This is a genomic window from Elusimicrobiaceae bacterium, from assembly GCA_028700325.1.
In the GTDB taxonomy this organism is placed as follows: domain Bacteria; phylum Elusimicrobiota; class Elusimicrobia; order Elusimicrobiales; family Elusimicrobiaceae; genus JAQVSV01.
Window position 1 is genome coordinate 43,432 of sequence record JAQVSV010000001.1, and the last position, 10,298, is coordinate 53,729.

7 protein-coding genes and 1 tRNA gene are annotated in these 10,298 nt (G+C 56.8%); 2 read left to right on the forward strand and 6 right to left on the reverse strand.

What is annotated here, in order from left to right; all coding sequences use genetic code 11:
- Positions 1-79: 79 nt before the first annotated feature.
- From PHW69_00235 to PHW69_00245, 3 genes are all read right to left on the reverse strand, one after another.
- Entirely contained in the window at positions 80-994 is a 915-nt protein-coding gene (locus tag PHW69_00235; GenBank protein MDD4003616.1) for a phosphate acyltransferase, read from the reverse strand.
- 12 nt (positions 995-1,006) lie between these two features.
- A complete protein-coding gene (gene buk, locus PHW69_00240; protein MDD4003617.1) occupies positions 1,007-2,110 on the reverse strand; it encodes a butyrate kinase in 1,104 nt (367 codons plus the stop codon).
- Positions 2,111-2,335: 225 nt separating this feature from the next.
- On the reverse strand, positions 2,336-3,538 hold the full coding sequence (locus PHW69_00245; protein ID MDD4003618.1) for a phospholipase D-like domain-containing protein: 1,203 nt from the start codon (positions 3,536-3,538) through the stop codon (positions 2,336-2,338).
- A 296-nt stretch (positions 3,539-3,834) separates the two neighbouring features.
- Between PHW69_00245 and metF the strand changes: the two genes are divergently transcribed.
- Positions 3,835-4,713, forward strand: a complete 879-nt coding sequence (gene metF / locus PHW69_00250) for a methylenetetrahydrofolate reductase [NAD(P)H] (protein ID MDD4003619.1) — start codon at positions 3,835-3,837, stop codon at positions 4,711-4,713.
- 896 nt (positions 4,714-5,609) lie between these two features.
- On the opposite strand, the gene rlmD is transcribed toward metF, so the two are convergent.
- The 3 genes from rlmD to PHW69_00265 form a co-directional block, all read right to left on the reverse strand.
- Positions 5,610-6,821, reverse strand: a complete 1,212-nt coding sequence (rlmD, locus tag PHW69_00255) for a 23S rRNA (uracil(1939)-C(5))-methyltransferase RlmD (protein ID MDD4003620.1) — start codon at positions 6,819-6,821, stop codon at positions 5,610-5,612.
- Positions 6,822-6,843: 22 nt separating this feature from the next.
- Positions 6,844-7,917 carry a redox-regulated ATPase YchF gene (gene ychF, locus PHW69_00260; protein ID MDD4003621.1) on the reverse strand — a complete coding sequence of 358 codons (1,074 nt, stop codon included), beginning with the start codon at positions 7,915-7,917 and terminating at the stop codon, positions 6,844-6,846.
- A gap of 56 nt (positions 7,918-7,973) precedes the next feature.
- A tRNA-Glu gene (locus tag PHW69_00265) sits at positions 7,974-8,047 on the reverse strand.
- Positions 8,048-8,817: 770 nt separating this feature from the next.
- Between PHW69_00265 and PHW69_00270 the strand changes: the two genes are divergently transcribed.
- Positions 8,818-10,269, forward strand: coding sequence for a FecR family protein (locus tag PHW69_00270; protein MDD4003622.1), 1,452 nt, complete (start codon positions 8,818-8,820; stop codon positions 10,267-10,269).
- Positions 10,270-10,298 lie beyond the last annotated feature (29 nt).

Consider the following 10,298-nt stretch of genomic DNA (forward strand, 5'->3'; position numbering starts at 1 on the left):
GCTGCCGCCGAGCAGGTCTTGTCCGCGCGCGCTGGTTTGCGGTATGCGCCGGCGTACTGCCCGGCCGGCGGAAAAAAAGTCAGTTCCTTTTAAGGTAAGCCGCAAGAGCAATGGAATTGAGTTTGGTGGCAGGCGTGTCGGCTCGCGACGGCAGAATCGCGGGTATTTTCGCGCCGACCAGTATTGCCGCCGCGCCGATCCCCGCGCCCAGCTGGATAATGCTTTTGTAAACCAGATTGCCGGCGTCAAGGTTGGGCATTAAAAGCAGATCCGCGTCGCCCGGCACCACACCGCCGGTTATGCCTTTTTCGTCCGCCGCGGCCCGCGAAAAGGAAATGTAGACGTCGTAAGGCCCTTCCACAACCGCGCCGGCAATGCCGCCGCTGCGGTTGAGTTCCGCCAGTTCGCGCGCCGCCACGGTGCTTGGCATGGCCTCGTTGACTTTTTCCACCGGACAGACTACCGATATTTTCGGCTCCGCCACGCCCAGCCTGTGCAGAATTTCTATGGAATTGTTCAGGATTTTGACTTTCTGGCTCAGGTCGGGGCTGATAAGAATCGCGGAGTCGGTTATCACAAAAGGTTTTTTATAGTTCGCAGCCGTCAGCAGCGCGAAATGGTTGAGCAGCGCGCCCGGCGGCACGAGCCCGGCCTCCTTGTTGAGGATGGCTTTCATGTACAGCCTGGTGTCCACCAGACCTTTCACCAGAAAGTCCGCTTTGCCCTGTGTCACCAGCCGCACGGCTTCGGCGCACATGTCCGCCATGCCGGCGCAGTCAATGACAGTGAACTTGGCGGTATTGAGCCCGCAGCGCGCGGCGGTGCCGGAAACAGCTTCGCGCTCGCCTATCAGATAGCCGCCGGAAATCAGGCCGGCTTCGTCCGCCAGTTTAATCGCCTCAAGCGCCTCCGGGTTGTTGGCGCCGGGCACGGCCACGTGATTCGCCCGTCCGCGCACAAGACCGAGCAGTTCGTCAAAGTTTGAAAAGTTCATTGGTTCGCTCCGTTATTTATATTCCTGCACCGAGGAAGGATCTTCAAGCGCGCGGGTCGCCGCATCCATGAGCGCGCGGTTCTCGTCGCCGCCGGGAAACTCTATCACCGGCGCGAGCCAGTCTATCCGCGCGCGCAGTTCCGGCATGAGATGTTTGTCATACACTATGCCGCCGGTAAGCACGATCGCGTCCACGCGGCCGGCCAGCACAACGGCCATCGCGCCGATTTCCTTGGCGATCTGGTACGCCATTGCCGAAACGCATTCATGCGCTTTTTCGCGGCTGACGGTGATCTGCGGATCCTTCTCGCCGGTGGCGATGAATTTCTCAAGCGCGATCAGGTCCGACGTGCCGGTATACGCCACCAGCCCGCCGCGCCCCTTGATTTTCAGTTTAATGTCCGCATGGCCATCCCGGCCGGAAAAACACAGCCGCGCCAGCCCGCCGGAGGGCACGCCGCCGCTGCGCTGGGGGGTGAACGGGCCGTCGCCGTCGAGCGCGTTGTTTACGTCAATCACCCGTCCGCCCACATGCGCGCCCACCGAAATGCCGCCGCCGCCGTGCATCACGATGAGGCGGCAGTTCTCGTATTTTTTGCCCAGCTTGCCGGCCGCCAGCCGCGCGACACGTTTATGGTTGAGCGCGTGAAAAATTGAAATGCGCGGATTCTCCGGCATTCCGGAATAGCGGGCCAGCGCGTGCAGCTCGTCAACGACCACGGGATCGGCGATGAAAGCGGGACAGCCGGCGTCCTGCGCGATTTCGCGCGCTATCAGGCCGCCCAGATTGGACGAATGGTCGCCGGAAACGCCGTCGCGCAGATCTTTCGTCAGCGCGTCGTTGACCGCGTAAGTGCCGCCCGGTATCGGTTTTACCAGCCCGCCGCGCCCTATGACGGCGGACAGCGAGTTCACTTCTATCCCGTTTTCGCGCAGCAGATCCAGCACGTTTTTTTTGCGGAACTCATGCTGCGCGGTTATTTTCTGATGGTCAAAATCCTTCAGATCCGCCGGGCTGTAGCGCAGGGTTTTTTTGACCAGCTGGCGTCCGTCTTCATATATGCCCAGCTCATCCGAAGTGGAGCCTGGATTGATGACAAGAATTCTCATGACCATTGCATTCTCCGGGCCTGCGCCGGGTTCCGGCCGGAGCGGGCTTGCGATTTAAAATTTGCGCGACATCACTATGATATAAATTATTTTCGAAATTGCAACTTGCCGCGCTCAACTCCGGCTGTAAAAAATGCGCCGTCCGGCCCGGCGGGCGGCGCATTTCCTTTGCGGAAACCGCAAGGGCCCCCGCTCAGGCGGGGGCCCTTGTGTATAATTCTGAAACAGCCTTTATTTTACGGCGGAGGGAACGACCGGCGCCTCTGTCACGACAGGCTTGGCGAAGCGGCTGTTCCAGCTGACTCTGAAGATGTCTTCAGCCGTGGCCGCGGCCGCCGCGCCTTTGAGAATGATCGCCGCGTTCCGCGACTGGTAGAAATAGGCGCGTTCCCAGTTCGACGTGCTGACGAATGCCATTTCCCCGTCAACGGTGAAATATTTGCAGTGTTCCACCCGCGCGAATTCAATCTGTTCCTGCGAATAAGGGGCGATGGACGAAACCTTTATGCTGATGTTGGGCACTTTGGCGAGTTCCTTGATATCCCTGGCCGCGGTGGAATCGCGCATGGTCCAGTCAGCCACGATGAGTTGCACTTTAACGCCGCGGCCGGCTACCCGGGTCAGCAGATCGAACAGCACGCGCCAGCCGCCTTTGGCCTTGAACTGCATCACCTGTATTTTGACCGATTTCCGGGCGTTTTCAATATAGCTGGTGAGCTCGGCAATTTCCGAGTCCAGTCCGCCCGGCGTGAAAGATGCGGGGCTGAAAGCCGGATAAACCGCAACCGAACCGCCGTTGTAGGACACCGTGACGGCATTCGCGCTGGTTATCGGATGCTTGGCTACCGGCAGCGGAGCGGGGATGGCCCCGGTCTGGGAGATTGCCCAGTCAGAATTGAACACGTCGGTGAAATTGGCCGCTATTTCGGGGATGCTCAGCCGCACTCCCAGCTCGTGGATCTGCTCCAGCGAGCGCCAGTCGAAATTCTGGCTGCCGACATACAGATCTTTCCCGTCCACTATGAAGTATTTGGCGTGCATCACCCCGCCGCTGAGTTTGCTTATGTTGATTATGCGCAGTTCCACGCCGGGAACTTTTTTCAGTTCGTTGGGGGTTTCGGGCATTTTGTAATAAAAAACGCTGTCAATGAGGATCCGTACCCTGACGCCGCGTGCGGCGGCCGCTTTTATGGCGTCCACCACATTGGCCATGGCCGAACCCGGCCGGCTTACTATATAAAATTCCCCTATATCAAGCGTCTTGGAGGCGGAATTTATCATGTTTACCCATACCTGCGGCGCCCGGGCGGTAAGTGAGGAGCCGTAATCGGTTTCCAGTGGAATGCTTTCGGCAAAAACGACGGGTGAAGCTTCCGCGAACCGGGCCTGGCACATAGTCAGGACGAGCAGCAGAGCTAGTGTTAGTTTTTTCATAACGTTTTCAATCTCCATTTAATTGCGGCAAACCCGCGTGGTGCCGGGATCGGGAACCTTCGCATCGCACGGCTGTTTATGGCCACAACTGCCAGCCATTACCGAACCGCGTGAACCAGCTCGTAAACGGGCACAATCGCTGTTTCCGGTGCGACGGCGTTTTCGACGTTTTCTGAAACTAGTATAGCATACTGGCTGCCCTTTGTAAGGGGTAAAGGGCCTATTTGAAAATAGGCCCTTGCGGTTGTTCCCGCTCAACTCGGCCCGGCCTGCAATTATGATAAACTCTTGTTCAAATGAAAATAGCCGAACTGCTGAAAACGCGAAAAACGTTCTCGTTCGAGTTTTTTCCGCCCAGGACGCCGGAAACCACCCGTCATCTGTTCGACGCGCTGGAGCTGTTGCGGGAACTCCGGCCGGACTTTGTGTCCGTAACGCATTCGCCGTCCGGGTTCGGCACTCTGAAGACGGCGGCGCTGGCCAAGCTGATACGGGACCGGTTTGATCTTAACCCGATGGCGCATCTGGCCTGTATTACCCATACCCGTGCCGAGATAGAAGGCATTGTGCGCGAGCTTGACCGCATCGGCATAGATAACATTCTGGCGCTGCGCGGTGATTATCCGCCCGGCTACGCCGGCTCATCGGCCGATCCCCGCGGCTATAAGCACGCACACGAGCTGGTGGCGCAGTTGCGGCAAATCTCGTCAGCGTGTATCGGAGTGGCGGGGTATCCCCAGAAGCATCCCCAGGCGGCTACGCTTGAGCAGGATATAAAACATCTCGGGCGGAAAGTCGCCTGCGGCGCGGATTTCATAATAACACAGCTGTTTTTTATCAACGCCGATTACTTCAGTTTCGTGGAGCAATGCCGGTCGGCGGGTATTACTGTGCCCATAATACCCGGCATTATGCCCGTAACCGGCTACAGCCAGCTGGAAAAGTTTTCGGAAATGTGCGGCGCTGCCATTCCGGCTGTTTTGCGCACACGGCTTGAGCCTGTTAAAAACGACGACGCGGCTGTTGCCGCCCGCGGAGTGGATTTTGCCTCGGAGCAGTGCCGTCAATTGCTGGAAAACGGCGCGCCGGGCATACATTTCTATACGCTTAACAAATCACGCGCCGCGCTCGCCATTCTGAAAAAACTTAAAGACACCGGCCTTATTTCCAATTGATATCCGGTTAGTGCGGGGTTAAATGATATTAGCTTGGTTGCCGATGCTATTCGATTCTGGTTATCATTTGGTAATCGCTTATTCGGACGTATAGTGTAAAACTCGAATTGCTCGGTTGCGGATGTTTGGAAAAAGGTTATTATGAGGGTTGTTGTAAAATGGTTATCTTTGTATTTTTTGCTTAATATTTAATATGCAAAATGCATTAAACTTATAATTGTTTTTAATTGCGAAAAAAGGGATTGACAAAACGGAGTAATACTGGTAAGATAATTATACCGTTATAGTATTAACGAATTGCCGTGAAATGAGAAATACAGTTGTGGCCTGCGTTAACGGCGGAAATCAGCGTGCATGACAGCGAATGCGCCGGCCTGACAGTACTGATCATATCCAAAAAGCAAAGACATCTCGCACCGCAGCGGTTAACGGTTTTTATCGAGATACTATAACGGTTCGTTTTGCAACAGTAGCCGCGCAAGCGGCTATCTGTCGCCCGAGCCCCCGGTCCTCTCCTCCCCCTCACACTACCGGGGGTTCACTTTATAAGAACGCTCCCCCGTAAACAGGGGAGCGTTCTTATTTGCGCTTTACGGATGAAGCGGCAGGCACTGCCATCCGTTTCACGGTGTGCGGCGGTTTTAATGTTTTGACGGCGGCTTTTCAGGCGGAGATATCAGGTATGGCGGGTGGATGGCCTTCGGGCCGAAAGGCTGTCCGCGCGTAATATTTCAGAGGCTGGTTTTGGCTGCTTCTAGGTGAGGGCTGCGCCGCTATGCCGGCCCCCCGTCCGTCATGCGGAAAAAACGGCGGATTTGCGGCGGGTGAAGGCGATTGTATGCTCCGGAAAATTCCCGCTCTCAAGACGGGGGGAGGCGGCGCGGATGCCGGGCGGTTCAGTGTTTCAGCTTAAGCGCCGCGACGGTTTCAACGTGTTCCGTATGGGGAAACAGGTCGAACGCTTCCAGTCGCGTTGTTTCATATGCCGCCGCCAGTTCCGCCAGATCGCGTGCCAACGCCTTGGCGTTGCACGATATATAAATCATGTTTTCCGGACGTATGGCGAGCAGTTGTTTAAGGGCTTTGGGGTGCAGGCCTGCGCGCGGGGGATCAATCAGAAACACGCTGTCATGCGCGAACGCCGTGCCGGATTTCACCTGTTCCGTCAGCCAGTCTTCGGTTCTGGCGCAGACAAACCTGACATTGGCGATCGAGTTGAGGGCGGCGTTTTCACGGCCGTCGCGCACCGCGTCGGGCACGAATTCAACGGAAACTATCTCGCGAACCCTGTCGTGGCAGGCGAACCCCAGCCCGCCGGCGCCGCCGTACAGATCGTAGAGCGTGCCGCAGTTCAGTTCCGCCACCAGTTCCCGGATCCGGCTGTACAGCCGCTCCGCCGCGCGGGTGTTGGTCTGCAAAAACGAGCGCGGCGTGATTTTAAACGAAAGCGTCAGTTCGGGCGCGCCCTCCGGGCCGATAAAAAATTTTTCCGCTATATATTCCGGCCCGCAGAGGTGCGTTATGGAGTCCGCCTGTGCGGTATCGGCCGCGGCGTCGGTTTCGCCGTATAAAACCGCCGCGTCAGCCCAGACCGACCGCACCGCGTTCACAAAGCCCTCTTTGTCAAACCCGCCGCTTTTCAAAAACAGCACCGCCATTTTTCCACCGGTGTTTTTTGCCTGGCGCACCAGCAGGTGCCGCAGCATGCCGGTGTGAGTCTTCGCGTCGAGATAGGGGGTCTGCGTGGCCTGCGCCCACCGGCGCACGGCGGAGAGCAGCGCGCCGGAATCGGGCGAGGAGATGAGGCATTCGGTCAGGTCGAAAGCGCGGTCCCAGCGGCCTTTTTCTTTCATGCCGAACCGGTCTTCGAAATATTTTGGGCTGTCGGGCGTGGTTTTGAGGCGGTCTATCTGGCGGCTGAACGAAAACTCCATCTTGTTGCGGTAATACAGGATATCGGGCGACGGGGTTATCGGAATCTCGTGCGGCCAGAACCGGCCCAGCAAGCCGGCCAGCGCCCGGATTTTCAGCGTCAGCTGGCGCTGATACGGCACGTCCTGGCAGGCGCAGCCGCCGCAGACCTTGTAATGAGCGCAGAGCCTGGCCATTTCGCATGGCGGAATCGCCGCGTCACACATTGAAGCGGAAGAAGCAGATATCGCCGTCGCGGATGATGTAGTCTTTGCCTTCGGATCGGACAAGCCCTTTTTCCTTGAGGATTTTTTCGTCCCTGTATTTTTCAATATCCTCGAACGAATAGACTTCCGCGCGGATGAACCCGCGTTCTATATCGGTATGGATTTTGCCCGCCGCTTTCGGAGCCGGGGTGCTGACCGGGATGATCCACGCGCGCACTTCGTCTTCCGAGCCGGCGGTGAAAAACTCCATCAGCCCCATCAGCCGTTTGGCTTCGATGACAATGCGTTCAAGCCCCGTGTATTCGCTTCCTATTTCGGACAGAAACACCGCTTTTTCTTCCGGCGTGAAATCCGAAATTTCCGCTTCCAGCCTGATGCACAGGTCAAGGAACCCCGCATTGCGGGATTTGGCGAACGCGGACATTTTTTCAAGCAGCGCGGCGTCTTTCTTCTCCGCGGTGTTGCCGACGTAAAGCACCGGCTTGGCGGTCAGCAGGAAAAGATCCTTGAGTTCGCCTTCGCCGAACGACAGCGCCGATGCGGGGTTTCCGGCGGCCAGGCAGTCGCGTATCCTGGTGTAAACCGCCTGCCGGGCCAGCGCCTGCTTGTTGCCGCTTTTAACCGGGCCGGTATTGCGTTCGATGAGGCGTTCAATCATTTCCAGATCGGCCAGCATCAGCTCGGTTTCGATGATCTCCACGTCGCGCATGGGGTCTATCCCGCCCATGACGTGCACCACGTCCCCGTCTTCGAATAGACGAACCACATGGATGACCGCGTCCACCTCGCGGATGTTGGCGAGGAATTTGTTGCCAAGGCCTTCGCCTTTGCTCGCGCCTTTGACCAGGCCCGCTATGTCCACAAATTCGATTGCGGCGTTGACTTTTTTGGGCGGCCTGAAGATATCGAACAGGCGGTCGAGCCGTTTGTCCGGCACGGGCACGATGCCCACATTGGGGTCAATGGTCGTAAAAGGGTAGTTGCAGGCCTGCGCGCCGGCGTTTGTAAGCGCGTTGAACAGCGAGGATTTGCCTACGTTGGGAAGTCCGATAATGCCTATTTTCATAAGAGTCTGTTCACCGTGTTTATGATTGGGGGCAAAAAAAACAGCCGCTCTTTGCCCGGCCCGTACGGGATTCGAACCCGTGGTCTCTGCCTTGAGAGGGCAGCGTCCTGGGCCGCTAGACGAACGGGCCCGGCAAAAAGAAGCTGTTAGCAGATTATATCAAATTCCGCTTCTTTTGACCGCCTTTTTGCTTGTGGGCGCATTCAAGGCACTGGTGCAGCAAAACCGTTAAACACTTCTGTTGGTGTATAAACCCCCGGACATTTCCGGGGCCGATTGTTTAGCCGCTGCTCGATTCTTCCGATTTTCCGCTTCCTGTATCTTGGCGGAATCCGTTTTCTTTGGCAAAAACCGCCGTATCAAACCGTTCGTATTTTCTACCGTTCCTTTCTCCCAGCTGTGGTACGCCTCACAAAAATATGACCGCGTTCCGAGTTCCCGGTTCAGCTTATTGTGTTCATGGTTTTCTGAACCGTTGTCGTATGTTATGCTTCGCCTGAAGTGCGCCGGGCGCTCCCCAGGCGTGGCGCTTGGTGCCGCGCGAAGATTAATTTCTGTTCATCTGCTCCTGCGTTTGATGGTAATGGCAAGGGTGTGTTTCGAGTGGCCGGGCGGCTCGGCTGCGGTCAGCCCGGATCAGGCAAATGCTCCGTTGCGGTGATATTGGTCACATTACGGATACACTCCCTGACGGGACTGGCGGCCCGTATCCTCGCACTGTATTGCATTTGCATCAGTTAAGGGTTACAATGTAGCGACATTCGGGTTATAGCAAGCAGAGTTAATTTCGGCGGCTCAGGGGAAGCTATGCGCATGCGAGAAAAGAAATTTTTTCGTTTTCCTTTATTTATTTTCTTTTCATTTTTAGCAATATTTGCGGTTGAAACACGGGCGGCGGAAGTGCAGCCGCTGAGCGGGCGCGTAGAAATGCGGCTTGCCGGCGGAACCGGCTGGAGCCGGGTTTCCGGCCTCACCACCGTGGAAAGCGGTTCATATGTGCGCACCGGGTTCCGTTCCAAAGCGAAAATCTCCTGGAGTGACGGTTCCGTAGTGGAACTGGGTCCCAATTCCAATTATCAGCTTCATCTGGACGACAGTGCCACCGGCCTGAGCATGACACTGCTGGCCGGAAAACTCAAAGCCGCCGTGGGCAGACTCAGAGGGCGCAAGTTTGAGGTCGGCACCACCAACGCGGTTTGCGCCGTGCGCGGAACCGAGTTTGAAGTGCAGGTGCACAATAACAATACCAGCGTGGTTCTTTACACGGGCAGTCTGGCCGTGTCGGACAATTTCGGCAACCAGCGGCTGCTGGAGCCGGGTTATTCCGTTGATGTCGGCCCCAACGGCATGGGCGACCTGAAAAACCCCGCGAAACGGAACCAGGAACGCAGGGAAAGCATTAAGCAGAACCTTAAACGGGAAGTGGGCCTGAATATGAACAAGGAGCAGGTTCTGTCGGCCGCGGCGGACGAAATCCGGCTGGCCGAATACCAGCAGGGCAAGGTGATGGTTGATGTAAGCGGCCAGCGGGTGCGGCTGGAGCAGTATATAATGCGGCCCGCTCCGAACCAGTTCAAGCTGGTTTCTCTTAACGACCGGCCGGGCCGGTTTGATTATTTCTATTATCTGGGCACTTTCAATACCAATCTGCCGGCGGATTTGAGCGTGGCGCTTGGCCAGCTGGGCGGGTGCGTCGGTTCCGCCTGCCAGTACAACATGACGGGTTATGAGGTCGGCCGGTCCAATACGACTGACACGGTGCTGGAAACCGCTTCCGGCGGGCATATGGTGGATGTCAACGCCAACGCCGATTCATCCGACGACGTGACTTCCTATTTCGACGGTACGCTCAACACTTATGTGCTGCTGAACGCCGGCGACGCGTTTTTCAAGACCTTTTACGACGCCTATTCCATAAAATATAACGATATCACCTTTCTGTCGTGGTCGCCGGTGTCGGGCGCGGGCACGGTGAGCTCGTACCTTACCGGGGTCGCCAACGGCGTGAACAAGTATTACATAACGGACGGCGGTTCGCTGGGCTCCGCCAACGGCGGCGCGCCCGTTTTGAATGCGGATCTGCATCCCGACGGCGATCTGATGCATGACAAGCTGAAACTCACCTACGGCACCGGCGAATACTGGGAGCAGTATGACAATTATCTGGTGGATGACCGCGGGAAAGTGGCCACGCTGTCGGATTTCGAGGGCCTGCGCGGCGGCAACGAATACACCCAGAACATGCTCAAATGGAATTTCGAGCAGGTGGTGACCTGCAATCTGTTCGAGGGCCGGAAAATTGATCTTGTGATCGAGCCGAAAACGCTCATTCAGTCCAATTTGCTGCAATAAGCCCGCTCTGCGGGCGTAACAGGGAGAGT